Annotated in this window: 15 protein-coding genes; 7 read left to right on the top strand and 8 right to left on the bottom strand. The window is 42.9% G+C overall.

The features are described 5' to 3' along the window. The first annotated feature begins 482 nt into the window (after positions 1 to 482). Together Q0993_RS04555 and Q0993_RS04550 are read left to right on the top strand one after the other, a co-directional pair. The gene (locus Q0993_RS04555; protein WP_299530144.1) at positions 483 to 3,599 is read left to right on the top strand and encodes a TonB-dependent receptor; all 3,117 of its coding nucleotides are present in this window, start codon (positions 483 to 485) and stop codon (positions 3,597 to 3,599) included. Positions 3,600 to 3,612: 13 nt separating this feature from the next. Continuing rightward, the gene (locus Q0993_RS04550; RefSeq protein WP_299530143.1) at positions 3,613 to 5,157 is read left to right on the top strand and encodes a RagB/SusD family nutrient uptake outer membrane protein; all 1,545 of its coding nucleotides are present in this window, start codon (positions 3,613 to 3,615) and stop codon (positions 5,155 to 5,157) included. Between the two features lie 366 nt (positions 5,158 to 5,523). On the opposite strand, the gene Q0993_RS04545 is transcribed toward Q0993_RS04550, so the two are convergent. The 3 genes from Q0993_RS04545 to Q0993_RS04535 all read right to left on the bottom strand — a co-directional run bounded on the left by Q0993_RS04545 (position 5,524) and on the right by Q0993_RS04535 (position 12,238). Continuing rightward, on the bottom strand, positions 5,524 to 8,862 hold the full coding sequence (locus tag Q0993_RS04545; protein WP_299530142.1) for a VCBS repeat-containing protein: 3,339 nt from the start codon (positions 8,860 to 8,862) through the stop codon (positions 5,524 to 5,526). Between the two features lie 139 nt (positions 8,863 to 9,001). Further along, positions 9,002 to 10,267 (bottom strand): multiheme c-type cytochrome, encoded by a 1,266-nt coding sequence (locus tag Q0993_RS04540; protein WP_299530141.1) that lies wholly within the window; start codon positions 10,265 to 10,267, stop codon positions 9,002 to 9,004. Between the two features lie 39 nt (positions 10,268 to 10,306). Then, on the bottom strand, positions 10,307 to 12,238 hold the full coding sequence (locus Q0993_RS04535; protein ID WP_299530140.1) for an ADP-ribosylglycohydrolase family protein: 1,932 nt from the start codon (positions 12,236 to 12,238) through the stop codon (positions 10,307 to 10,309). 116 nt (positions 12,239 to 12,354) lie between these two features. Between Q0993_RS04535 and Q0993_RS04530 the strand changes: the two genes are divergently transcribed. Together Q0993_RS04530 and Q0993_RS04525 are read left to right on the top strand one after the other, a co-directional pair. After that, positions 12,355 to 12,477, top strand: a complete 123-nt coding sequence (locus Q0993_RS04530) for a hypothetical protein (protein WP_299530139.1) — start codon at positions 12,355 to 12,357, stop codon at positions 12,475 to 12,477. Between the two features lie 5 nt (positions 12,478 to 12,482). Further along, positions 12,483 to 13,598 carry an AraC family transcriptional regulator gene (locus tag Q0993_RS04525; RefSeq protein ID WP_299530138.1) on the top strand — a complete coding sequence of 372 codons (1,116 nt, stop codon included), beginning with the start codon at positions 12,483 to 12,485 and terminating at the stop codon, positions 13,596 to 13,598. Between the two features lie 9 nt (positions 13,599 to 13,607). Here Q0993_RS04525 and Q0993_RS04520 read toward each other — a convergent pair whose 3' ends face one another. After that, a complete protein-coding gene (locus tag Q0993_RS04520; protein ID WP_299530137.1) occupies positions 13,608 to 14,720 on the bottom strand; it encodes a cellulase family glycosylhydrolase in 1,113 nt (370 codons plus the stop codon). 196 nt (positions 14,721 to 14,916) lie between these two features. On the opposite strand from Q0993_RS04520, the gene Q0993_RS04515 reads away from it, so the two are divergent. Further along, positions 14,917 to 17,181, top strand: a complete 2,265-nt coding sequence (locus tag Q0993_RS04515; protein WP_367279579.1) for a GH92 family glycosyl hydrolase — start codon at positions 14,917 to 14,919, stop codon at positions 17,179 to 17,181. A gap of 4 nt (positions 17,182 to 17,185) precedes the next feature. Here Q0993_RS04515 and Q0993_RS04510 read toward each other — a convergent pair whose 3' ends face one another. Further along, positions 17,186 to 17,359, bottom strand: coding sequence for a hypothetical protein (locus Q0993_RS04510; RefSeq protein WP_299530136.1), 174 nt, complete (start codon positions 17,357 to 17,359; stop codon positions 17,186 to 17,188). After that, positions 17,356 to 18,774, bottom strand: a complete 1,419-nt coding sequence (locus Q0993_RS04505) for a hypothetical protein (protein ID WP_299530135.1) — start codon at positions 18,772 to 18,774, stop codon at positions 17,356 to 17,358. Before Q0993_RS04505 ends, Q0993_RS04510 begins: the two co-directional genes overlap by 4 nt. Before the next feature lie 254 nt (positions 18,775 to 19,028). On the opposite strand from Q0993_RS04505, the gene Q0993_RS04500 reads away from it, so the two are divergent. Both Q0993_RS04500 and Q0993_RS04495 read left to right on the top strand, forming a co-directional pair. Continuing rightward, positions 19,029 to 20,414 (top strand): sulfatase, encoded by a 1,386-nt coding sequence (locus tag Q0993_RS04500; protein WP_299530134.1) that lies wholly within the window; start codon positions 19,029 to 19,031, stop codon positions 20,412 to 20,414. A gap of 144 nt (positions 20,415 to 20,558) precedes the next feature. Beyond that, the gene (locus Q0993_RS04495) at positions 20,559 to 21,212 is read left to right on the top strand and encodes a DUF1080 domain-containing protein (protein ID WP_299530133.1); all 654 of its coding nucleotides are present in this window, start codon (positions 20,559 to 20,561) and stop codon (positions 21,210 to 21,212) included. Between the two features lie 103 nt (positions 21,213 to 21,315). Here Q0993_RS04495 and Q0993_RS04490 read toward each other — a convergent pair whose 3' ends face one another. After that, entirely contained in the window at positions 21,316 to 22,800 is a 1,485-nt protein-coding gene (locus Q0993_RS04490) for a DUF1501 domain-containing protein (RefSeq protein ID WP_299530132.1), read from the bottom strand. Beyond that, positions 22,800 to 25,343 (bottom strand): PSD1 and planctomycete cytochrome C domain-containing protein, encoded by a 2,544-nt coding sequence (locus tag Q0993_RS04485; protein WP_299530131.1) that lies wholly within the window; start codon positions 25,341 to 25,343, stop codon positions 22,800 to 22,802. The genes Q0993_RS04490 and Q0993_RS04485 overlap by 1 nt, the downstream gene beginning before the upstream one ends. Positions 25,344 to 25,448: the final 105 nt, after the last annotated feature.

The raw sequence follows: 25,448 nt of genomic DNA, 5'->3' as shown, positions 1-25,448 counted from the left end.
CGGACAGTTAAATGAGGGGGTGATAAGGTAAACCCATATGTCAAAAACGAATCTGAAGCCCTAATCATTCCACCTTTTTTGGAATTGCTCTAGTACTGTGACAGGACACTACAGGATTCTTTCCCCCAATCAATAAAATATATTCGTGCATATTTCCTTGTTATTTTCCGGGATTATTTGTTGATGAAAATGAAATTTTATGAGGATGGAATGAAATAAAACCATGAAAATATTGTGGCCTTCGGAATAACCTAAAACATGAAAAAATTTGAAAAAATGGGATATTTTCAAAAAACTAAACCCCTTTTAATGGATATTTTAATAAACAATATCTGTAATTTTATGATTCGCAATTGACAAAATACAAGAAATTCAAAATTTCTTTTTGGTTTAATTTTAAAAATCAGGAGAATTCAATTCTGGAATGCCTAATAGGTCCCCCGGAATAGAACGGTTTTAATTAACTCAACAACTCAACTATTATGACGCAAAAACACAAAAAACATGTTTTATGGCCTCAGGCGAGAAACCACGATTTTCTCAAATTGGGGCTGTTATCCTTGCTGCTTGTTTTGGGCCTTCAGACGGCCTTGGCGGGCGGTTTGGCAAACCTTGACGACCCCAAGACTACGGTATTTCAATCTTCAGTAACGGGTACGGTGACCGATGATACCGGGGCGCCATTGCCCGGAGCAAGTATCGTCGAAAAAGGGACTACTAATGGTACCCAGACTGATTTTGACGGTAATTACACTATAAATGTGGATAGCGGTGCCACCTTGGTGGTTAGTTATATAGGTTATGCCACCCAGGAAATTGCCGTTAATGGGCAAAGTACTGTTGACGTGACACTTCAGGAAGATGCCAGCCAATTGGACGAAGTAGTACTTGTAGGATACGGTACTCAGAGTAGGGTTGCGGTAACCAATGCCATTTCTTCCGTTAACAGTGAGGATTTGGTAGAAACCCCGGCCATTGGTGTGGAACAAGCCCTCCAAGGAAGGGCCGCAGGGGTTCAGGTAACCAATAGAGGTACCCCTGGAGCGGCTCCATTAGTGACGATTAGGGGATTGGGAACCTTTGGAAATAACCAGCCTTTGTTTATCGTAGATGGAGTGCCCACCGGTAACTTGAACAACATCCCTGCCGAAGCTATTGAATCGGTGGATATTCTTAAGGACGCTTCTAGTGCCGCCATTTATGGATCCAGGGCTTCCAATGGTGTGGTATTGATCAAGACCAAAGGAGGTAAAAAGGGAAGAACTAGTTTTAGAGCCAGTAGCTACGCGGGTCTTTCCTCTATTCCTAAAACCTTGGACGTACTTAACGCAGAGCAATATCGGCAATATGCCTCTGAAGCTTATGACGCGGACCCGGTTGAACCTGGAAACCAAATTTATCCTGGATTACAACCCGGTAACTTTGATCCTGCGGTAAGTACGGACTATCAGGACGAAATTACGAGGACGGGCCTATGGCAAAACTACGATATTGAGGCTTCCGGGGGAAGCGAAAATGCTACCTATAGTGTACGTTTAGGGTATTTGAATCAGGAAGGTGCTCTGATAGAATCCCGATTTGATCGGTATTCCGTGGGTCTTAATACCACTATAGACCTGAGCGATAAGATTACTATGGGCCAGACTTTGAACTTGGGTTTATCCAGAACCTTTGGGGGTGATGGTGGTACTATTTTGGGCAATGCTACTCGTTTTGACCCAACCCGACCCGTTTTTGACGAGGAGACCAATTTCTATTCGGAAATTACTACTTCCTTTAACGGTCAGGATATTGAAAACCCGGTACGGCTTAGGGAAAATGGAGAATTCTTGACAACGCAAACGAGTATAGTCGGATCGATTTTCGGGAGTTACGAGATCATACCTGGCTTAACTTATAGATTGACCATTGGTCTGGACCATGCCTTTACCAATCAGGACAATTTTGAACCTTCCATTCCTACGGGTTCCAGAACACGATTATTTTCAGAGACCAGGGACAATAGACGAAGAAATTTAAGTACGGTAATCACCAATACTTTGACATACAATAAAACCTTTAATGAGAAGCACAATTTGGATGTTTTGGCGGGTTACGAGCGCAACCGAACCGTCTTTGATCGTATCGATGCCTTTACGATTAATCCTTTAACGGATAATGTGCAGAATCTAAATCCCAATGAGGTAGAGAACTTGACCAGTTCCGAGAATGAGAATAATCTGCATTCCGTATTTGGAAGGGTTGGTTATGATTTTGACCGTACTTTCTTTTTAAGCGGTACCTTAAGGGCGGATGGATCTTCAAGATTCGCGCCAGGGAATCAGTGGGGTTATTTCCCGTCGGTCTCCGGAGCGGTGAATTTGGCAAACCTTCCCTTTTTACAGGATAGTGAGGATTTATCAACCTTGAAATTAAGGGCGAGTTGGGGAATCACCGGAAACAATAACATCGGGAATTATCAGTTTCAGACCGGTTTATTAACCGATTTTAACTACGTTATCGATGGGACCTTGGTCAGTGGTACGCGGCCGGCCAGGATACCCAACGAGCAACTGCAATGGGAGGAATTGACCTCTTTGAACATTGGGGCGGATTTGGCCTTTTTCAATAATGCGTTGACCGTATCCGCAGAGTACTTCAAAAATGAGAGTGATGGGCTTTTGGTCGATGTTCCTTTGCCCGCCTCCTTGGGTGCAACCACTGCCAACCAAACCCGGAATGTTGGAGGTACTGAACTTACAGGGTTGGAATTCACAGTAGGATATAAAGATTTTGAAGGGGACTTTACCTGGGGAGCTAACCTTAATATGTTTGCGACCCTAAACCAGGAAGTAACCTCATTAGGGAGCGTGGATGCCATTTTTTCAGGGAACTGGTTCCAGCAGTTTCATACCCGTCTTTTTGTAGGAGAGGCACCTTTCCACTTCTTTGGGTTGCGGACGGATGGTATTTTCCAAAACCAGGCAGAGGTGGATGCGCATGCCACTCAAAATAATGCCGAACCAGGGAATATACGTTATGTGGATACCAACAATGACGGGGCTATCAATGCCGATGACCGGGTTGTTATCGGTAATCCCAATCCGGATTTTCAATTGGGGGCCGATTTCAATTTTAAATATAAAAACTTGGATTTCTCGGTTTTCCTAGTTGGGGAATATGGCCGGGATATTTATAATGGGTTCCGCCTTACCTTGGAACAACAGGCCAGATTATTTAATATGAGTACAGATATTTTAGATCGCTGGTCTCCGACCAACCCATCCCAGACCATTCCCAAGGCCACACCTGGGTTTACAGGGAATGAGCAAGTATCGGATCGTTTTATCGAGGACGGATCATTTACTAGGGTACGAAGTATGACCTTGGGGTATACCATTCCCAGTAGGGTCTTGACCAACTTTGCCAATGGTTCCATAAGCAGATTACGCTTTTATGTAAGTGGACAAAATTTAATTACCTTCACGGACTATTCGGGCTATGACCCTGAAATTGTACCAGTTTTGGATGGTGGTACCGATATTAACACCATTGGATTGGACCAAGGTCGTTTTCCACAGGCGAGGACCGTATTGGCAGGATTACAGATAGAATTTTAAAAAAAAATTAGAGATGAAGACTAAGAAAATAATTGTAACATTTGTAGCGGTATTGCTGGGTATGGTAAGCTGTAAGGAGGAGGAGTTGGAACTTCTCGATCCTAATGTTATCGTTCCAGAAACCTTTTTCCAAAATTCCGGGGAACTGCAATCTGCCGTTAATTCGGCCTATTCGTTTTTGCAATCGCAGGGTATGTATGGCAGAATCGCGTTTTTCCTTTTCGATAATCTATCCCAGGAGAATCTGGGAACCGATGCGCTTCAGGGCGGTCTAAAAGCTTTTATGGACTATACTTTTGACCCTTCCTTAGGCGAATTTTTTACTTTTTGGACTGCGGCTTATAGAGGAATCAATAGTTGCAACTTTGTAATTGAGGCGGCAGAGGAAGGATTGATACAGAACGTTCCGGAAGGTGAAATCAACCAACGTTTGGGCGAAGTTCGTTTTTTGAGGGCCTTGTATTACTTTAAATTGACCAATCTTTGGGGAGGTATTCCACGTCCCACTTCTACGGTTGCCTCCGAGACCGGAGGGGTGCCAAAGGCCACACAGGAAGAAGTATACAACCTGATATTTGAGGATTTGACCTTTGCAGTGGCCAATTTGCCCGAAGTGGGAAGCACGCCGCAAGGAAGGGCCACAAGAGGAGCCGCGCAGGCCTTAAAAGGCAAGGCTCACTTATTCCGGGGGCAATGGGCGGAGGCCAAGGCTGAGTTTGAGGCTATCCAAGGCTATACCATAGTAGGGGTAGAACCTCGTGACAATGGGAATATTGCAGGCGAGTTTAATTCGGAATCCATATTTGAGGTAAACTACAGTCAGGAAATCGGTGGTGACCAATGGAATGCCACAGGAAATGGTGTTCGTGAAAGTACCTTCCGTGGTATTGAGTATTCTCCATTGAATTTTGCCAATATTATTGTCAGGCCAACTTTATTGGATGAGTATGAGGATGATGACCCGCGCTTTGATGCCTATTTCTATAGTGACGGAAGTGTATTTGGAGGGCAAACCTTTCCTCCAGGGTCGGAATTGCCGATAGACGGTCCTGTTGCATTTGGAGATCCCGATGCGGATGGTAACCTTCCTTTGGTTTTTACAATTGCTTCACCGGCATGGCGTAAATATCAAAATCTGGATACACGTACTACAGACGGGTTTGAATATAGTGGAATTAACTTTAGGGTTATCCGTTATGCAGACGTACTATTGATGTTGGCCGAAGCTGAAAATGAACTGGGCAACCAAGGCGCTGCTATCGCCTTACTTAACCAAGTTAGGGACAGGGTTGGGATGCCTAATTACGGAACAGCGGAGATGGACTCCAGAGGGTTTCCTGTAGGTTCGCAACAAGAGGTTTTCGATGCTATTGTGCACGAACGGGCCGTAGAACTCGCTGGTGAACAAGTTCGCTACTTTGACTTGCAAAGATGGGGCCTGGCATCTCAGGTATTGGAGAATTATCAAACTGGCAAGCATGAATTCTTGCCTATTCCACAAAACGAAATTGATGGTAATCCAGATCTGACCAATGCTGATCAGAATCCTGGGTATTAATGAGAATTGTTTGAGTTAGTTTAATTTTATTAGTGAATTTGTAAGGGGGTAATAGAAAATCTATTACCCTCTTCTTTTTATAGAAATACCAAAATAGTAACGCTCATTTCCTGGATATTGGCAAAATGGCGTTGGCGATAGTAAATAGAAATGCTTAGTGAAAATTCCTCGAGCCATTCATGTCTTCCATATACATAGGGCCAATATTGAACCAAAGGTGATATAGGAGGGATAATCTATTCCTTAAAATATGAATTTCCCCAACTTTCTAGATGTATGAACAATCGGTGTTTTGATGTCGGCTAAGATGGGCTCACCTGAAGGATATGTCTAAAATAGCTATTCGTTTGTAGTCCTATAACCCTATTATTTCCAAGAAAAGACCCTTACCTCCTCGTTGTTCTGAGTGGCTATGACCCAAGGCCGCCCTTCTTTATCTTCAAAGGGTTTCAAATGATTGGATTGACCCGGTATGTAAAAACCGGAATCGGAACTTGGAATGGGCATAAAACCGAGATTCCCGTCCCCTTTTAAGAACAATCCCGTGAGGGCATCGGATTTTCCATAAAGGGTTTCTGCAGAAAAATCATTGCCTACCAAGAGGGCATCAAGGTGCCCATCCGCATCAAAATCATCTACCAAAATGTCATTAATGGGGGCAATTTGGCAAATCTCGGGGAGTGGATGCAATACAAAGGATCCGTTCCCCAAGTTCTCCAAGTAACTGCTTTGAAATGTATGGGCCTGTAGGGTTTCCTCCTCAAGATTGGATATGTTCAACAGCTCGGTAAAGTTTACCTGTACAAAGGCATCATAGGTAAGGTACCTCTTTTTTAAGCTCACCAACTGGGCCACAATATCATCGCGTGTATGTATGGGTAATAGACGAGGTCCATTTTCGGTTTTAAAGTATTGCGCCAAAATGGGATCGGGGCTTCCATTTTGGTCAAAATCCCCTTTATAGACGTACAGCGGTTTTTCCTGTGAAGGGTTCATAAACCCATTTAGCCCTTGATTGCCCAATAAAAAATCTATATCCCCATCTTTATCAAAATCGGCAGAAGCTACATTGTTCCACCACCCCGTCGTTTTGATTGCAATGCCCTTTTTATTGGTAAACGAGGTTTGCATTGGCCTTAAATCTCCATTGTGGTTTTGGAACAGGGTAACGGGCATCCATTCGCCCACCAAAATCAAATCTTCCCAGGAATCTCCATCTACATCCACCCACAGTGCATCGGTAATCATACCAACCTCTGAGATAGATGCGTTCTTAGCGTCAACCATTTTGCCATTTTCATTGATCAACAAACGACTTTTCGGAGTCTCGGGATAGGAATCGGGAACATTTCGTGATGCTATAAAGAAATCCATGTCCCCGTCATGGTCAAAATCAAACGGCCTAATGCAGTGGGTACTCTCCAGAACTTCGGGAAGCCATTTTTCAGTTTTTTCCAATTGCCCCAGACCATTGTTCAGATACAATCGATCTCTGTAATTTTCTGAGACCCTTCCAAATTCTGTACCCCCACTAGCGATGTAAAGATCCAGGTCACCATCTCCGTCGATATCCACAAAGGACGCGTCGGAATCCTCATATTGGGCGTCCAATTCTTGAATCACCTGGTACTGGCCCAATTCATCCTGGGACCAAATGGTCCCGGACTGTCCATGGCTACCTCCAATAAACAGTTCATCCCCGGGCTCCCCATCTAAATTTCCAACGGCGATACAGGGACCTTGTTGCGAGTACTGCCGCATAAGTAGGCGCTGCCGATCAAATTCATTGAAACTATTTTCGGTATGGGTATGTTCCAATAGTCCTTCGTTAATTTTAAACAAAAGGTCATTTTCCCTATTTCGGACTGGGTTTGCCTCAGCACTTTGAATACTGAGCGTCAACGTTTGATCAGCCTTAAGATTTCGTATCATTTGGGCTCTTCCATTGGGCCATACCACTTGTAGGGAATCTACTAGGGTATCCCTAACCCCAAAGTGTAAAACCGGTTCCACGGAGGACAAATATCCTCGGATAACGGATTGAAATTGATATTGTGCCTGGCCTTGGTTCCAAAGGGTTATCTGGGACCCAATACCATGGGGATTCTTTGGGTTACCTTTTAGCCTTAGCCGAAAAAAATGTGTACTGGAATCATCTGAAGTCTTGTTTTCCAATACGTAGGCAGCTGCGTTGATGTTGTTGATAACAAGATCCAAATCCCCGTCAAGGTCCAAATCGGCATAAGCGACCCCGTTGGAATACGAAGGCTTTTCGGCAATCCAATGGGTAGAAACATCGGAGAAGCCTTCCGATCCTTTATTTTCATAAATGAAATTCGGCAAATAAATACTGTCCAAGTTATTGGCAAATTCAATTTGCTTGGCTATACGTTCTTCCGTAGTACCGAACATATTGTTTAAGCCGGAGTAATTGATATAATCCAAGTCCGCCACATCCTTTACATAACCATTGGAAATGTACAGATCTTTGTCGGAATCGTTGTCCAAATCCAACATTAGCGGCGCCCAGCTCCAATCCGTACTTGCGATTCCTTTAAGAAAACCAATTTCACTGGACTTGATAGGTTTTCCCATTAACTGACCGTTATTCATTTGCAAGGTATTGCGGACATATTGGGCACTATACTCATTTTTTAGCGAAAGCAGGTATTTTTCGTAATTCATCATGCCCAGCATTTTCTTGTGCCGCTCATAATCCTTGGGTAACATGTCCACCACCAGGATGTCCGGGCGACTATCGTTATTCAGGTCATTGAAATCCATACCCATGGAGTTGTACGTTTCGTGACCCAAAAACTCTTTACTCTTTTCAAGGAAAAACGGCATTGCGCTATCCGGATGAACCTGTTGTATATAAAGGAGATCCTCCGTAATAAAATCGTTGGCCACATAAATGTCCGTCAACCCGTCCGCGTTAAAATCATTTATGCCCAAACCAAGACCAAACCCACTATGGATAATGCCAACACTATCGGATATATTGGTGAATACCGGGTGTGGAATATCGGATTTAGTGTCATTCCGAAGCAGGAAATCCTTTAAGTGGGGGGGTAGATACTGTTTCGGGAATGGATTGTTCTTGTCTATATTGGAGTTGCCATTATGGGCTATGTAAACATCCAGATCACCATCGTAATCAAAATCGAAGAATACGGCTTGCTGGGAGTAATGGCCATCATCCAATCCATAGGCCTTTGCTTGTTCTGCAAATGTTGGAACTCCATTGTCCCCAACCCCTTGATTTATAAAGAGAAGATTGTTACAATCATTACGGCAATCCGCACCACCAACGTTGAGATAAATGTCGTCCAGTCCATCGGCATTAATGTCTACTATGGAAACCCCTGTAACCCAGGAAGCGGTCTGGAAATTCGCATCTTCCGAAACATCGGTAAAGGTTAGGCCACCTTGGTTCAAATAGATTCTTGAGGAAACCTGGTTTCCAGAAAATACAATATCGGGCAGTCCATTTTGGTCAAAATCGCCAATACCCACTCCGCCTCCATTGTAGCAATATTGGAAGTTTACCACATTAATACTATCATTCTCGGTAATTTGATTGGCGAACGTTATACCCGTGACGGTGGGATTCAGATGAATAAATTTTTTTTGTTGGTCCTTATTTTTGGAGCACCCCAAAAACAATAAAAAAAGGAACAATACCCCCAATGAATTTTTAAACATATGCAATTTTTTTTTGCAGTCTCTAAGGTACAGAATTTGTAACATGAAAAAGGCAATACCAGAGGGTTTTCTAATCATTTTCGAAAGTTAAAAATCGAGTTTGGATCAAACAAAAAATACCGAATCAAGGAGTGGTTCCTCACATTTTTGCATCTCCCTTTTCAGTCTCGGATTGAGCATAGATGTCGATTAAATGTGTACGCACCATTACCGGAACTTTCAGGCTATCCCGGCCTATCTGCACAAACATTGATTTGGAGGGAATAAGCGGCATATGGCAGGCTACACAATTTGTATTTTTCTGATTGGAAAGCAAGGGGTCAACCTTACATAAGATGGAGTTCTTGGAATGACACTTCATACATTTTGTGTTAAAGGATGCGGAATCCCCTCTTTCATTCTTATGGGGATTATGACAGCTTGTACAGTCCATGCTTTCCGTCTGCTTAAAACATGTACTGGCCCTTAAAAGATCGTACTGGTTGCCATGTACATCTATCCCCTCCAAATCTTTTGCATTGGAATCCGGAAGTGAATACTCTGTTAGCTTATCCCCGGTTAAAAAAAGAAAGGCGGGCTGTATGTCCATCCTAACTCCTGAATGGCATAGTGCGCAGGCGTCCAAACGTTGTTGTCTGGACAGCGTATCGTGATTTATCACATACCTGGCTTCACTCAATTCGGGATTGTTTTTATGAAAAGTTACGTGTTTCTGCAAAGGCCCGTGACAGCGTTCACAATCAATACCATACATAATTTGGGATTTATCATAGGAATTGCCCATGCCATATAGCGCCGTGTTTTTTGCAAATGTGGTATGGCATTCCAAACATTTGGCATTTGCGGGACGGCGTTGTTCCATTAGTTGCATGGGGATACCTGGACTATTGGTCCAACTATCCGTGGGTGTAAAATATGAAACCTGCAGTTGATATAGCTTATCGTTTTCCCAAGATAGATAGGATTGTCCCTTGGTTCCCGAACCGATAACCACATCAATTTTGGACTTGGAAATTTTTTCTCCGGAAATTATATTCCAAGCCTGTTGGTACATTTCCGAATCTTCCAAAAGCATTTTGAACCGAATACTGTCGTTTAATTGATATAGGTTCTTGTCTTTCTTGAAACTGCCTTTTACCGAACCGGAATCGGCTAAGGACGAACTATGGTAATGGGCAGTTTCCAAATGTGTTTTATAGATATCGGCGTGACATGCCCTGCATGCCTCGGAACCCACATAGTTGTCCCCATTGGAATGGGTGGCGATGGGAAATATTGTTTGATAATCGGACTGGACCGGGGAAGTCTTCTTAACATAGAGATACATAACCAGCAATAGGGTAAGAAGTATCCCAGCGGCAATCCATACATAAGGAAGCTGATTTCTTGTATCGATTTTCTTCATACGGTCGCCTAATTTCCCGCTTAAAAGTAGTCCAATTGATTATAAGGACTTATCAAGGGTAAACTGCAAATTGGATTCCCACTGACTTTGGTGGGCATGTTTTTCATTATGTTCTTTTAAACCGATTTCCAATTCAAAATTGTCCAAGGTAACGTCCATTCGAATTAAGAAGGAGTTTTTGCCTTTTGCCAAAAACAACTCCACTGTATGGGCCAAGGGCCATGATCGTTTCAATGCATCATTGTGGTATACTTTTTCACCATTATGCCAAACCTTTACATATGTGCTACTGCCCAAGGCAAGCCACTTTTTGGCAGCATGGTCCGTATGGACTTCGGAGTAAAGATAAAGCGTCCGTTCCCCATTTCCATAAAAGTAATCCTTGAGATTCATTTTCATAGCATCCGGATGAACGATTTCAGCATGAAAAGGCTGTTTAAAAATACACTTTTCAGCTAGGAGTCGTTCAACGGTCTTTACCGAAACAAATTCCTTTTCTGGTCGGGCCAGGTCATGGTTCATATATGCGCAAGAGGGTAAGGACGGTAAGCCATGGTCAGGATATTTTGTATCAAGAGGAACAAGAGAGGGGTCATCTTCAATGAAGGGTCCCAAGAGTAACCACTCACCATAATAGGGCATCCCTTTTTCAAGGATACTGGACTTTTTATCATCCACTTTTACATGCAAGGTATACGGGATTTTTGTGTAGGATTTTGGGAAGGGTTTATCATTAAATTCCAACAAAACCTCCCAAGAAAGTTTAGAAATCGGTGATACTGATAAACTTGTCTCTATCCTTTTAAAGTAGGGTGATGAAATTGCCAATTGAACTTTTTGAGGGCTATCCTCTTGATTTTCATAATGGATTGTAATTGAGGCATTTTTTTTGGTTGCAGGATTGGGAAAAGAGATTACTTCGGTGTGGATGGCATAGTCTTTATAAGGAGGGACAAAAATGGCCTCGGAAGGAAAATCAACAATACGGATACTATCGGTTGCCGAAGCGAAATGGATTCCTGCCTTACAAGTAAGTTCGCTAAGTTCGGTAATGGTCTTGGGGCAATATATCCCGGTAATCTCAGGGCTGACCAACAATTCATCCCCAACACGTTTTTTCCATACTTCGGGAATAGCTTTATATCCCAGGATAATACCTAAAAGACCACCAGCCGTAGCAACCACGCAGTCGCTGTCATGACCCATATGCAAAGCATCGATTAGAAAATCGAACGAATTATCCGCATGCAATAAGGACAATAAAATGAATCCTACATTCATTGCAGCAGCCGTAAAATCAGCATCACCATAATAGCTTTTAATTTTTCCCGCAACAATATCAAAATCAAATTGTTTGTTCCATTCCATTATTCTATGTACCAGTATATGGCAATCAGAATCGGATGGAATGTATTGGAGACCTTGTGACAAAATGGTCTTTACATCGGATTCAAAAAATGCAAGGGACGCACATGCGGAAAGATACTGTTCCGCATGTACGGAAAAACCATGATGGTCCAATCTAGAATCAATTCCTGCATAGAAGACCGCTTTTTCCGGATGTCCAGGATTGACCATGCCCCAAATTTCACTCCGAATTGGTGATCCCATGCCACTGTTCCAATACCAATTGTTATGTTCGCCGGTATTGGGATTGTCCAGGCCCATTCGCATATTTCGTAATGCGATACCGTATTCGCACCAAGGAAAATCTACATGTCGCATCCAATGTGAATTAAAATCGGCCTCCCGGACCTTATCCCCTTTTTGAAGTAACATATCCAGCCATAGGACTTGAAGATCCAGGTCGTCATTGGCAAAATTGGTTGCAAAGAGCTCGTCCGAGTAAGGAATGGTGTTGAATTTCTTGAAACCCTCGATTGGGGCACCCAGAATACCTCCTGCACATTTACCGATCCAACCTCCCAGCACTTTGTCATAGTAGTCCTGGTATTGTATTGTTTTTTTCATAATCGCTTTATTCAATAAATACTCTTTTCAATTCGTGTTCTTTGGGACAATATCAAAAATATGTGGTAACAATTACTTTGGATTTGAAATTTTAAATAATAAAAACAAAAGGAGCTATGTTTTTAAGAACCATGAACACGAATTTTATGAATGTGGCCTACGGGTATTGGATTAAGGAGGGTAGGGGTGGAAAGCCTTATTTTATTGGTATGGCGAACGATTCTTTTATTTATATTTAAAGGATATGTCCGTACCGTTATTTATTTGGGGGTTTATACAAAGTTTTATAGTAGGAATTATCATTCCTTTGGTCAAGAGGGCCAAGAACAACTATATCCTTTCCTCAATTTTTATTGCAATTGCCCTCAATATCCTTTTTCAATATTTATTGCGATATCAAGATTTAAAATTTGATGTTCCGGAATTCTTGGTGGCACCGGATATTTTGGATTTATGGCTTCCCACCTTGGTATTTGTTTATATCAATGCGATAATGGGAAAGCCGTTTACAAAAAAAAGGCTACCCTACTTTTTAGTACCCTTCCTTTGGTCTGCCGCATTAACGGGTTATGTTCTACTAAATGAAAATCTTACCTTCCGAGCTTATATTGGCAATACCTTTCATAAGATTGATCTTGTAGTGATATTTCTATGGAAGCTATTTCTCCTCATCAAGGGATATAGGTTATTCCGTTTCAAGGATATATCCGTAAAGCAAAAACAGCAATCCATTCTCCTATGGCCCAAAATGCTCTTCGTCTTTTTGGGTCTTTTAACCTACATTGCCTTTACCACAATGTTACATTGGGGTATTGTGGGCACAAATGAACCTAATGCCTCTAATGAAGGAGTCCTAAAGCTTATAGAGATAAATTATTTGTTGTTTACCTGCTCTATCATTTTTATCACACTATTTTTCGCATTCAAGTACCCCAAAATCCTTTCAGGCTTACCATTGATCAAGAATATGGAGGAATCCGATTTTCCTGAATTGGAAAAACATCAAAGGGAACTAAGTCGTCTTATGGATGAGCAAAAAATGTATTTGGATACGGAGCTGGATGAAAAAAAATTGGCCCATGCCCTTGGTATCCACTCTTATATTTTATCCAAACTATTGAATGAGCACATGGGAAAATCATTCAGTGAATTTGTAAATGAAAAGAGGATAGCGGAGGCCAAACGTCTTTTAAGAAGTAGCGAGCACGATAACCTTACCATATTTGCAATTGCTGTGGATAGTGGTTTCCGTTCGGAATCCGTTTTTTATGTGAATTTTAAAAAATTTACGGGTAAGACCCCTACCCAATATAAAAAGATGAACACAACGGATACAAAGGAAAAAGTAATTTCCGCATAGTCCGTTGGCCTATTTGTGGTTCCTGCTAAAATAGTTTTTTAAAAGCTCCCATCTGGGAGCGTTCTCTATGCGAACACTATCCGCCCGATTTGTAATGGACATTTCAGGATCCCATACCTGATTTTCCCGATAGGCATGGTAGGCCCAGGACCAGTTTTGTTCTTCGGCAATGTCTATGATGTCGGATAGATATCGAATACCGTCCTGTCCGGTCCATCTAGGACTACTAAACTCTCCCACTAAGATTGGGATATCAGGATTATCGATTGAGAATTGAATAAGTTCAAACTGTTCTTCCTCCAGTTTCCCTTTATCCCAGACCACCCCTTCCAGAGTAACGGGATAAGGAACGTAGTCGCCCTCTTCCCAAATGTTTTGATGGCTAAACGCCTTGGGCATGTAAGTATGGGTTTCCAGGCAAATATTGTCATCACTGGGTAAATCAAACTTTTGTATTCCTTTATGATAGCCGTACATTTTTTTATTGGGTTCATCATAGATTCTTGGCAACGCATATACTATGGTATGAAGGGTATCTACCCTACGGATGGCATCGGTTAGTTTTTTATAGAGAAGGTTTACGTCTTCCGGTGTGCCCTTTTCCATATCTAATGGGATTTGAGGTTCGTTCAATAAATCATAGCCCGCGACCACACTCCCCCTTTGGGCATATCTTTCAGCAAGTTTTTCCCAAAAATAAATGATGACATTATGCCATTTAAAGTCTTTCCAAAAGGGATCGGATCCTAACATGGTCCATTGATGCTCGGTTCCGGGGTATTTATGAGGGTCTATCAAGACGTTTACTCCATACTTTTCGCCCCAGTTCAAAACAGAATCCAACTTTATGAAGGCACTTTCGTTTAGTGTATAAGGTTCCTTAAGTTCTATAAAAGTACATATGGGCATACTCAATCGCACAAGATTCCCGCCAGATTCGGCCAGATATTTTATATCTTCTTCTTGTATGGTACAATTTACGTTTACACCTCTGTAGGTCTTCCAATGGTATTTTCCGACCGGACTTTCGTCAATCTCCATTTCCTTTTTGGATTTGGTATTGCAGGCTTGAAAAGCGACTATCCCGATAAGCAAACAGATGTAAAAAAGCTTATGTTTCATGTGAGTACAGTTTAAAATGGAGAACAGCTCCAAATATCCGTATTCAGAAATACAAAAGGGTTCCATTTTACAAATCAGAAGTGATTTGGGTTAAGGTTTGATCAATGAATGTGTATCTATTTTATCTCCTGTTTTCCAAAATAAAAGGGCCTCTTTAAAGTGACATCTTAATTTTAGAAAGTATGATGCACTCAACATGATGTACAGACCCTTTTCGTTCCTATCGTTTTTTTATCTGGTTATTTTACTTCTGCTTTTAGCTCTTAGCTGTGGCGAAATGAAAGAAGACCCTCCCGTCCCCAATCTTGAGTATACTTCTTTTGTGGACCCATTTATCGGAACCAAAGGAAATGCCCTTAAGCGTAGTTTTGGCAATGTGCACCCTGGAGCGGTAGTCCCTTGGGGAATGACGGCCATCAGTCCGCAAACCTTTGACTTTACAAAAGCCCATCTGGCCACAGGCTATCGCTATGGGGAAGAAAAAATCTACGGTTTTAGCTGTGTGAACTTTTCCGGGGTGGGCTGTCCAGCTGCCGGTCATGTTCCCTTTAAGTTTTCATCAAGACCTTTTTCTGAAGAGCCGTTGGGTTCTACATATTCAGAAGAAGTGGCGAAACCCGGGTACTATAGTGTTAGGTTAAATGAAGAAGATATCCGGGTTAAGGCTACGACAACTACTAGGTCAGGGCTGTTCCAAATAGAATTACCAGCCGGTAGCAGTACCGTTTATCTAGATTTAAATGCCCAACAAGGACATGTGAAGGGAGGCCATATAGCGACTTATGATTACAGTTCGGTTAGTGGACATCAGGTAGAAGGATTTTTCTGTGGTTCGAACAATAGAAGTCAACTTTATTTTCACGTTGAAATGGACCGCAAGGCCGATTCACTTTTTTTGGTTCACCAGAACAAAACAACGCATTTTGAAAAGTATTTGGAAGGGGAGCCTAGTGGAATAGTCTACCAATTTGAAAATGAAAAACCGACCGACTTACACATAAAAGTAGGAGTTTCCTTTGTATCCGAAAGGAATGCCCGTGAAAACCTTCATACGGAACAATCCGGATTTAATTTTGAGACTGTCCGGGGAAAAGCAAAAATTGAATGGGAAAGGGAATTGGGCAAAATTCAGGTAGAAACAACTTCCAGGGATGATATGGTGAAATTCTATACCGCCCTGTACCACAGTCTTTTAATGCCTATAACTTTTAGCGACCACAATGGGGAGTATATACAAATGGATAGCAAGGAAGTGGGCCAAGCCGAGGGTTATACCCGATATACCGGATTTTCGCTATGGGATACCTATCGGACTACGCACCCACTTTTTACATTGGTATATCCAGAAAGACAATTGGATATGGTAAAGACCATGGTGGGGATTTACAAGGAATCCGGTTGGTTGCCCAAATGGGAAATCTTTGCCTATGAACCCAATATTATGGTGGGCGATCCGGCCGCCATTGTCCTCGGGGATACCTATGTTAAAGGAATAGATCGGTTTGATGTTGGGAAAGCCTATGAGGCGGTCACCAAACAAGCTACTGTTATTGAAGGGAACCGTTTTAGAAGGGGGCTTAAGGAATATTTGGACCTCGGCTATATTCCGATGGATAGTGAAGTAAATGATGCCAAAAATTTTGGATGGAACAATGGGATAGTATGGGGCGCGGTCTCTACTTCGATGGAATTCAATTTGGCGGATTACAACATAGCGCAAATGGCCAATTTGCTCGGAAAAAAACAAGATTTCCAGTACTATTTAAATCGTTCAATGTCCTTTTTAAAACTGTATGACGATGAAACTGGACTGCTTAGGCCAAAGAATCGTGATGGCAGTTGGTATAGGCCTTTTGATCCGGCCCAAGATCTTTGGGACGACATGAATTTTGGTCTCAGGGGAGGTCCCGGTTTTGTGGAGGGTTCGGCATGGCAATATCTGTTTTCCATTCCCCATGGGTTGGATAGTCTTAAAACCAGATTAGGAGACGAACGATTTCTATCCCAATTGAATACCATATTCGAGGATAAGCATTTTGATATGACCAATGAGCCGGGTTTGGGCTTCCCTTTTTTCTATAATTATACGCGAGAGAAAGCGTACAGCACCGCACAAAAAATCAACGAGCTTTTAGCCACACATTTTACCACGCAACCCAATGGTCTTCCGGGGAACGACGATGCGGGAACAATGTCGGCATGGGTAGTATTTGCCATGTTGGGCATATATCCGGATACGCCCGGAAACCCTTCATATATGGTTACTTTACCTTCTTTTGAAAAAGTGGTTTTGAAACTTAATACCGATTTTTATCAGGGCAAGGAGTTCACCATTAAAAGGCTCGGTACAAAAGGGAGAAGAATAAAAAGCATGAGGTTGGATGACAAGGCGGTCGATTACCGAATAAATCATTTTGACATTACAGGGAGCACTAGTGAACTCATCATTGAGACTGAATAAGTTCCTATTCCTTTTTCCCGAACATCCAAAACGGAGCCGTAAAAAACCAGCATAGCGTACCCACCAATAGTAAGGTTTTGTACGAGGCATCATCCAAAGAACCCCCAAGAACAAAAAAGACAGGTATAATAGTCAGTGCCAATCCCAGATACGAAATTATTTTTAATACAGCCTTCATAAGTGTTGTGCGATTTCCTTTTTGAGCAAAACTTTCTGCTGAAAATAAGCAGCCAGTACATAGAGCACTGCGGCTATAATCCAACTGGGTACTGCCATGAAAAAATAAAAGTCCAGCTTAAAATAGTCATACAGTAGATATCCGGCAATCATGGCTAAAATCCAAACCAGGGCCACGGAAAAATTAAATTTCAACTTGGCTACTTCCGCAAAATTGGATATAAGTCCTATTTTGGGGAAGAGGAAGATATCGATCAATACTACGGCGCCAACAGGTGCAGCCACTAGGGCATATAGGCCTAAATATTGGTCCAGCTTGCTAACAATGGCCGGAAAACAGGCCATTATCATGGCAATAATCCCAACGGCAACTGTTATCTTCCAACGCTTCATAGACGGGAAGAGAGCTTGGGTAGCCAAGCCAGCCCTATAAATTGTGGGATTGGCCGTTGTCCATCCCGCGACCACTACGCAAATTAAACCGGCGATACCTGCACCCATATAAGCAATTTCCCCCGGGGAAGGGTTTGAGTTGCCTTCTGTCAAAGCCAATGCGCAAAGAATACCGGAAGCGATCCATGCCATAAAATGTCCAATAAACATTCCAAAGGCAGATGCCAATCCATAGGTGGGTTTCCTGGCATAGCGATATATTGACATATCCGATAAACCAATATGCATGGCATTGTTACACAACCAGGCAAATATCATAACATGCCAAAAGGTGTATTTGCTTTGCCCCTCCAACGGTACTCCCGTCCATATTTTGGTATTGGCCACGTCCCAAAAATTATCAAAACCGGTAACTCCGAGCTGGGGCAGGACAGCCAAACCCGCCGCTAAAAAGATCAAAGGCATCCAAGGTGCAAAAAGAGAGGAAAACTTGGCAACCATGTCAAATCCAAAGGTAGCCACTATGGCTATGACGGAACCAACGGCGACAATAATGAGGACCCATGAAAAACTTTCCGGATACAAGCTGGTCAACCCAGGACCTTTAATACCAAAAAGAATACCAATAGCGGATGCTGATACACCTATCATGGCTGCCGCCAAAACTGCATAAAGTAGACCGTTGACAAAGTTGTAAATAGAGACCAGGTTAAAACCACAGATTTTTTCCAACTGAAAAAAAATAGTCAATCGTGTCTTTACCGCTGCCGGAGCACAAATTAAAGTCCAACTTAGTGTGGCCAGTAAATTTCCTAAAAGTAGTCCCAAAAAGAGATCCGCTGCAGCCACTCCGTGTATGACAAATAATGGTCCGATAACGAATTCAGTACCTGCAATATGCTCTCCGGCGACCAAACCCACAAACTTTTTAAACCCCTTGACTTCGGATACCGGAACAGGTTCTCGCTCATATTCGTTTACCTTCTTGGCTTCGTCAAGATTTAACCATTTTTGGACACCCATAAAATTTGTTGTTTGCTGTAGTGGTTCCGATATTGGATTTCTTTGAAGAGCATTTGTAAAAAATGCCTTGGGAAAATTACACAATAACGGAAGGTTTACTTACGGATAAAGATGTACACAGTATTCCATCTTATACTTATAATTTAAAAATACGGAGAAAAAGATAGTGGTAAAAACCTATTTTTTATTCTAAATTGGGAATGGGTTCGATTATTTCGAAAAATGCTATCTCCGAACCTTTAAAACAGTTGTCTATGCTTCGATTATTAAAAGGATTCGGATTTGTTTTCATGATTTTTTGCGTAGTGTTAGGTTGTTCCGAAAAACCTAAAAAGGTCATTTCGGATAAACCCAACATTATCTATTTGCTTACGGACGACCAGCGCTGGGATGCCTTGGGCGCTATGGGGAATACAATTATTCAAACACCACATTTGGATGAAATTGCTAACGGTGGACTACTTTTTAAGAATGCTTATGTAACCACTTCCATTTGTGCCGTTAGCCGTGCCAGTATGCTTACCGGTCAGTATGAATCCAGACATGGGATCCATGACTTTAAAACCGGCCTTTCCCCAGATGCTTTGGAAGGCACCTACCCCATGCAATTAAAGAACAAGGGCTACAAGATCGGTTTTATCGGGAAATATGGGGTTGGAGAGGCCAAGGTGCATCCAAAGGCGTTGTTCGATTTTTGGGCTTGTACCGAAAAGAGTCAACCTGATTATGAAAACACCGATAAAAATGGAAACTATATCCATTACACGGATGTGGTCGCCAATAACATTGAAACTTTTATTAACGAAGTAGATGACAGACCCTTTTGCCTTTCGGTAAGTTTTAAAGCTCCACATGTACAGGATGTTGATCCACGTCAGTTTATACCTAACCCAAGGTATGCAGACTATTATAGGGATATTGTGATACCTGAACCAAAAACGGCCGATCCAAAATATTGGGAATCCTTTCCCGACTTTTTCCGTACGGATGAAAACATTGGGCGCGAGCGTTGGAAACTCCGGTTCGATACTCCGGAGAAGTACCAGCGAAGTGTCAAAAATTATTATAGACTCTTGACCGGAGTAGACGATGTAGTGGGTGCACTTAGGAAACAGTTGAAAGAAAAAGGGTTGGACAAAAATACCGTCATCGTCTTTATGGGTGATAATGGAATGTTTCTGGGAGAGCATGGTCTAGCTGGAAAATGGTATCCCTATGAGGAATCGGTTCGTGTTCCCTTAATTATATATGATCCTAGGGGGGGAAGCCCAAAAGGGAAAATGGACCAAATAGCACTAAATATAGATATTGCCCCTACAATTTTAGGATTTGCCGGAATTGACCCACCGGAATCGATGCAAGGACTGGATCTCGTTGCGGCAATCAAGAATAACGATAGTACCCGTTCTGCCTTTTTCTACGAACATTCTTTTTTTGGAAGCCCAAAAATACCGGTAACACAAGGGGTAATTAGCACTGGTGTCAAGTATATCAAATACTCGGAATACGATTATGAAGAATTGTTCGATTTATCCCGTGATCCCCTGGAGGAAATTAATCTGGTCTCAGACCCCAAATACACTAATGTGTTGGAGAAACAACGCAGTCTCTATGAAGATTTAAAGAGAATGGCAAAGTAGATGCCAATGGAGCAAGTGGGTAAACTAGATCGGGGTTGCTCGCTGCATGCTGTTATTAAACCATTTGTATTGGGCACTTTGCAGCATTACTGGTTTATTTTTTATACTTTGTAGGAGCAAATTGAAAGTTCAAATAACTAACTAATGAGAGATACTTTAAAATACGCCTGGTCCATGTTGCTTTGTGTAATGGTTTTTACAGGTGCTCTGGGCCAGGAAGCCGAAAGCAATGGAAAGGGGTGGGTTTCCTTGTTCAATGGAAAAAATTTTGATGGATGGAAAGTGGGTAAAAATGCGTCTACTTTTTCAGTGGAAGACGGTGCTATAAAAGTGGCCGGTCCTAGGGCCCATTTGTTCTATGCGGGGGATGTGGAAGGCCATAACTTTCAAAATTTTGAATTTAAGGCATCGGTGATGACCAAACCGGGCGCAAATTCAGGGATTTATATCCATACCCGGTTTCAGGAAGATGGATGGCCATCACACGGTTATGAAGTCCAAGTCAACAATACCCAAAAGGATTGGAGAAGAACGGGTAGTTTATACGCCATTGTAGATGTCAAGGAAAAATATGTAAAAGACGATGTCTGGTATACCGAGTACGTCAAAGTAGAAGGTAAACGGATAGTAGTCAAAATAAATGATATCGTGGTAGTGGATTATACGGAACCGGAACATCCGAATCGGGGAGAAGGGGACAAATACCGTGTCCTGAATGGCGGAACCTTTGCACTGCAGGGACATGACCCGGAAAGTGTAGTGTATTATAAGGATATCATGGTTAAGGTTTTGCCATAGCTTCTTGGTCGTCGGTTCCTGATCTTGATTTTGTGGTGCGCAGTGACCCTTAAGCTTTACGTAGCTTCAGAATGATGCCTTTTCAATAGTTTGTTCATAGTTGTTAGGATAGGATATCCTTTACTACATGACCGTGAACATCGGTTAGCCGATAACGTCTTCCTTGGTGTTTAAATGTAAATTGTTCGTGGTCTATTCCCATCAGATGCATTACCGTGGCTTGAAAGTCATGCACGTGTACATTCCCCTCCACTGGATTAAAGCCAAAGTCGTCCGAGGCGCCATAGGAAATACCCGGTTTTACCCCGGCTCCGGCCATCCAAATGGTAAATACATAGGGATGATGATCGCGGCCCCAATTCCGATAGTCGGCGATATTACCCTGTAAGAAGGGAGTCCGGCCAAATTCACCGCCCCAAATCACTAAGGTGTCCTCTAACATACCACGTTGCTTCAAATCTTTGATCAGCGCCGCACTGGGCTGATCCGTATCCTGACATTGAATTTTTAATTGGTAGTTGAGGTTTCGGTGTTGGTCCCACCCAGCATGCATGCATTGAATAAAACGCACGTCCCTTTCGGCTAGGCGCCTTGCCATAAGACAATTATAGGCAAAACTGCCCTTACGGTGCACGTCAGGGCCATACATATCCAAAATATGTTGCGGCTCATCGGAAAAATCAGTAAGATCTGGGACACTCATTTGCATTTTGTAGGCCATCTCGTATTGTGCGATACGGGTTTGTATCTCCGGATCGGCAAATTCTTTATAGTTCTGCTGGTTAAGAATTTGTATATCATCCAGAATCTTGCGACGCATTTCACGACTCATCCCTTCCGGATTTTTTAGGTATAGCACGGGGTCTCCTCCACCCCGAAATTTCACTCCTTGAAACTTACTGGGCAAAAACCCGCTGCCCCAATAATAATCATAGAAAATCTGACCACAACTGGCCTCCTTGTCGCGCGATGTCATGGCGACAAAATCCGGGAGGTCTTTGGCCGTACTACCCAGGCCATAAGTTAGCCAAGATCCCATAGTCGGCCTTCCGGGTTGTTCGGAACCAGTGAGGAAAAAAGTTATGGCCGGAGCGTGGTTTACCGATTCGGTATACATAGATTTAATGAAACAGAGATCATCGGCAATTTTTGCTGTTTCAGGCATGAAATCGGAAACCCAGGCACCACTTTGGCCATGTTGCGCAAAATTAGCTATTTCAGCGATTACGGGTCGCTCGGTTTGCTCTCCGGTCATGGTGGAGAAACGTTTCCCGGCAGTTAATGAATCCGGAATTTGGGTGCCGTGCCATTTTTTGAGAATAGGTTTATAATCAAAAAGGTCGATATGGGAGGGTGCGCCATTTTGAAAAAGATAAATGACCCTTTTGGCCTTAGGGGCAAAATGGGGAAGTCCCGATCCGTTCCCGGTTAACCTCCCCTGGCCGGAGTTTGAAGCTAAGGCCGACAGGGGATTTAACATACTTCCCAAGGCAGCCACCCCGATACCCTGTGCCATTTTCCCAAAAAAATTCCGGCGGGTCATACCCGCTTGATATTCCTCCAAAGGATGTCTCGTCGCTTTATCCATTATTGCCGTGTTATCGTTTCGTCCAAATTGAATACCAAGGAACTTAATGCGGTATAGGCAGCATAATCGGTCACCACTAAGTCCTTATTTATTGAATATTCCCCAATTGCAATCAGTTTTCGGGCCTCTTCCGAAAGGGACGTATATTCTGAGCGAAGTTTAATCAATCGATTTTTCAAAATCCTCATTTCCTCTGCATCTGGAACTCTGGCAGTGGCCCATTCAAAAAGAAATCGGATACGTTCGTCATCCTTGGTTTTTGTATTTAGTACTTTTTCCGCCATCACTCGGGACGCTTCCAGATAGGTTATGTCGTTCAAGGTAGTAAGGGCGTGCAAAGGGGTGTTGGTATCCGGTTTTTTTACGGTACAGACCTGTCTCGGGGAATTATCGAATATAAAAGTAGGCCCAACGATGCGCCTCCAAAAAGTGTACAGACTTTTCCTATACAGATTATCCCCATGATCCTGTTCGTAGTTAATGAAGCCAAAAGTAGCTTCTTCCCAAACCCCTTTGGGTTGATAGGGTTTAACGGGTTTTCCACCTATACTATCCACCAAAAGTCCGCTCATATAAAGCACTTGATCGCGAAGCATCCAGGAGGGTAATCGCATCCTCGTGGCCCGTGCCAGATACCGGTTTTCCGGATCCATTTCCAACAATTTAGGGCTAAACTTGGAGCTTTGCCTATATGTAGCGCTCATCACGATTTTTTTAAAAAGGGCTTTTAGGTCCCAACCATTTTCCTGGAAGTCTACGGCCAGCCAGTCCAACAACTCCGGGTGGCTTGGCAACGTACTCTGAACACCAAAATCATCTATGGTCTTTACAATGCCCTTTCCAAAAAAGGCCTGCCAATACCGATTTATAATCACCCTTGCGGTCAATGGCTGCTCCTTGGACACGATCCATTGGGCCAATGCCAAGCGGTCATTTTTGGTATTCTCGGGTATTGGGGGCAATATGGCCGGGACATCCCGGATTATTGGTTCGTCCATCCTGGGTTTATCATAGCCTCCCCTGTCAAGAACGTAGGTGGTCCGAGGCTCTTCCGCCTCGTCCATTACCATTACCTGAGTGGTGTGGGCCGTAGCCTTGTCATAGGTCTGCATGGCCCCATATACTTGTTCCAGTAATTGACCATATCTTGGGTGCGCTGTCCTAAAGTAGTTGGCCAATTGCTTGTAACTCCCCGTTCCTCTTTTATCCGGTGGATTTATTAGGATACGGGTATCAAGACCCTTGAGCTTTTTAATGGCTTCCGCCTCGGACATAGGTACTCCGGGTTCCCTCGGGTAATTTTCATCTTCAAAGATTTTTACCTTGGCGACCAATTCATCTACATAATTCTGAAGTCTTTGATTTTTCTTAAACTCTTCCTCCGGACTTAAATCGAGCAGGGGCTTTTGTTTTCCTCCCCAACCTCCACCTTCTTCGGAGGTCTGGTTGAAGTAATCGAACATTTGATAATACTCCTTTTGGGTAATTTGATCGTACTTGTGGTCATGGCAACGTGCACAATTCATGGTAAGTCCCAACCATGTTGTTCCTGTCGTCTCCACCCGATCAAATACATTGGTCACACGGGTCTCCTCGGGAATACTTCCGCCTTCGGTATTATAGGTGTGGTTACGGTTAAAGCCCGTTGCTAAAATATCGTTCCGGGTGGCGTTGGGCAAAAGGTCGCCCGCTAGTTGTTTAATGGTGAATTCATCATAGGGCATGTTGTCGTTAAATGCCTGGATTACCCAATCGCGCCAAGGCCACATATCACGGGTGGCATCACCTTGAAACCCATTGGTGTCAGCGTAACGGGCCACATCCAGCCATTCCCAGGCCCATCGTTCACCATATCGGGGAGAGGCTAAAAGTCGATCGACCAATTTTTCATAGGCATTGGGGGATGTATCCTTCTTAAACGCATGGACTTCCTCCGGTGTGGGCGGTAGTCCATTCAAATCAAAAGAAAGCCGTCTGATAAGCGTTTCTTTGTCGGCGTCTTCGGAGGGAGACAATCCTACGGATTTCAACTTGTCCAAGACAAAATAATCAATTTCGTTCCTTGCCCATGAGGGTTCGTTTACTTTGGGAAGAGGAGCCTTTACAGGGGCATTGAAGGCCCAGTGGGTCTTCCATTCGGCCCCCTGTTCCACCCATTTTAGCAGGGTGGCTTTTTCCGTATCGGTCAGGGTCAGATTGCTTTCCGGAGTGGGCATTACAATTTCCGGATCTTCGTGAAGGACACGCTCAATGACCTCACTATCTCCAGGTTTGCCCGGTACGATTGGAAACTTTTCCTTGCCTTCCAGCATTGAAAACAGCCCCTCTTCCGTATCCAATCTAAGATTGGCCTTTCTTGCATTTTCATCAGGACCATGGCAGGCAAAGCAACGATCGGACAGGATGGGCCGTACATGAAAATTAAAATCGATTTTCTCAGGAAGTTCTTCGTAAGCTAGTTTTACGGTTTCTGGCATTTGAGGGCCGCAACCAATGACCCCCAAAAGAAGCATCCAAAAAAACAGATTTTTCAAAAATCTCATGAGAATCTTAAAATCACCGGGAATCATGCCTCAATTTACTGAAATTTAATGGGATACCCGTCAAGAGAATAATCTATAAATGTTCTTGTTTCTAGAGGTTTTGGA

The sequence above is a fragment of the Ulvibacterium sp. genome, assembly GCF_028285715.1.
GTDB lineage: Bacteria > Bacteroidota > Bacteroidia > Flavobacteriales > Flavobacteriaceae > Ulvibacterium.
Note: the sequence above shows the minus strand (reverse complement) of the source record. Positions and strands in the feature narration are given on the sequence as shown.

Coding starts and splice junctions, on each gene's coding strand:
- Q0993_RS04515 (WP_367279579.1), top strand. CDS start 14,917: ATGATGTACAGACCCTTTTCGTTCCTATCGTTTTTTTATCTGGTTATT.
- Q0993_RS04555 (WP_299530144.1), top strand. CDS start 483: ATGACGCAAAAACACAAAAAACATGTTTTATGGCCTCAGGCGAGAAAC.
- Q0993_RS04535 (WP_299530140.1), bottom strand. CDS start 12,238: ATGAAAAAAACAATACAATACCAGGACTACTATGACAAAGTGCTGGGA.
- Q0993_RS04550 (WP_299530143.1), top strand. CDS start 3,613: ATGAAGACTAAGAAAATAATTGTAACATTTGTAGCGGTATTGCTGGGT.
- Q0993_RS04495 (WP_299530133.1), top strand. CDS start 20,559: ATGAGAGATACTTTAAAATACGCCTGGTCCATGTTGCTTTGTGTAATG.
- Q0993_RS04510 (WP_299530136.1), bottom strand. CDS start 17,359: ATGAAGGCTGTATTAAAAATAATTTCGTATCTGGGATTGGCACTGACT.
- Q0993_RS04540 (WP_299530141.1), bottom strand. CDS start 10,267: ATGAAGAAAATCGATACAAGAAATCAGCTTCCTTATGTATGGATTGCC.
- Q0993_RS04485 (WP_299530131.1), bottom strand. CDS start 25,343: ATGAGATTTTTGAAAAATCTGTTTTTTTGGATGCTTCTTTTGGGGGTC.
- Q0993_RS04530 (WP_299530139.1), top strand. CDS start 12,355: ATGTTTTTAAGAACCATGAACACGAATTTTATGAATGTGGCCTACGGG.
- Q0993_RS04500 (WP_299530134.1), top strand. CDS start 19,029: ATGCTTCGATTATTAAAAGGATTCGGATTTGTTTTCATGATTTTTTGC.
- Q0993_RS04525 (WP_299530138.1), top strand. CDS start 12,483: ATGTCCGTACCGTTATTTATTTGGGGGTTTATACAAAGTTTTATAGTA.
- Q0993_RS04520 (WP_299530137.1), bottom strand. CDS start 14,720: ATGAAACATAAGCTTTTTTACATCTGTTTGCTTATCGGGATAGTCGCT.
- Q0993_RS04505 (WP_299530135.1), bottom strand. CDS start 18,774: ATGGGTGTCCAAAAATGGTTAAATCTTGACGAAGCCAAGAAGGTAAAC.
- Q0993_RS04490 (WP_299530132.1), bottom strand. CDS start 22,800: ATGGATAAAGCGACGAGACATCCTTTGGAGGAATATCAAGCGGGTATG.
- Q0993_RS04545 (WP_299530142.1), bottom strand. CDS start 8,862: ATGTTTAAAAATTCATTGGGGGTATTGTTCCTTTTTTTATTGTTTTTG.